Raw genomic sequence first — 966 nt, 5'->3', positions numbered from 1 at the left:
CATCAGTCAGACACCTTCAAAAAACCCTCATCAAGATTAATGACGAATTTGCTGTCAGGTGAGCGGATCAGACCTGAGATGATTTCATTGATTTTTGCCAACATCAGGGTCAGTTCACCATTGATGAACGTCATCGGCGACATGCTGTCCACACCATTAGTTACGATCCAACGATCAGCATTCATGATGATCTGACTGAGCAATTGGCCACCATTACCTGTGAAGGATTCCAGCCACATCGCAGCCTGTGCAGTCTGCCCCATAGCTTCTACATAACTGCTGAAAGCAATCCGGGACAAAGCACTGCCACTTGTCGCTTCACTGGTAATGCGGATCAGCCCATTAGCGGAGAAGTTGCCGACATCGGCAGTCAGCAGGGTAATTGCTTCTGCCTGAGCCTCAACAGTATCGCCAACAGTATTGATGCGCGTTGTCAGTTGGCTAACAGCCTGGGCAATATCCTCATCAACTTTTGCCTCCAGCTTTTCGATACGGGACGCAATTGCACTGCCGGGACCGATGGAAACGGAAACGAGCCTTGTGTAACCTGCCTTTAGATTGCCCGCAGTGACCGCCGCTTCTTCACGTAGCAGTTTGAACATACCGGCATTGCCAGCTTCCTGCTCAGCTGCCAGCGCACCAATACGATCCAACTCCTCCTGAACATACCGATCTGTCTCTCCCAAACCTTTCAGAACATCGCTGATGTCCTTATTGAGCTGTTCAATATTGATAGCGTAAATATCAAGTGGACCGAAACGGATATCCGCAGTGCGCACCTCAATCCAATCAGACCAGACAAAGGGCGTACTGCCATCATAGGATGAATAACGTGCGCGGACTTCATAGAGCATATTCGGCAAAAGAATGCCTGGCGCAATCAATAGCGCCCCGCGCTCTACATCTTCAGTTCGGCCTTTATAGATTTCAGCCAGCGATGATTTGAGACGCACCTCAAACATAACC

General features: G+C 49.5%; 1 pseudogene. It reads right to left on the bottom strand.

Annotation, left to right across the window (positions count from 1 at the left end):
* Positions 1–2: 2 nt before the first annotated feature.
* A pseudogene (locus tag JNC80_RS19955) lies at positions 3–966 on the bottom strand (phage tail protein); the annotation flags it as partial.

This window comes from Pseudochrobactrum lubricantis (assembly GCF_041929865.1).
Taxonomy (GTDB): Bacteria; Pseudomonadota; Alphaproteobacteria; order Rhizobiales; family Rhizobiaceae; genus Pseudochrobactrum; species Pseudochrobactrum saccharolyticum.
This window is presented reverse-complemented; position numbering and strand designations above follow the sequence as displayed.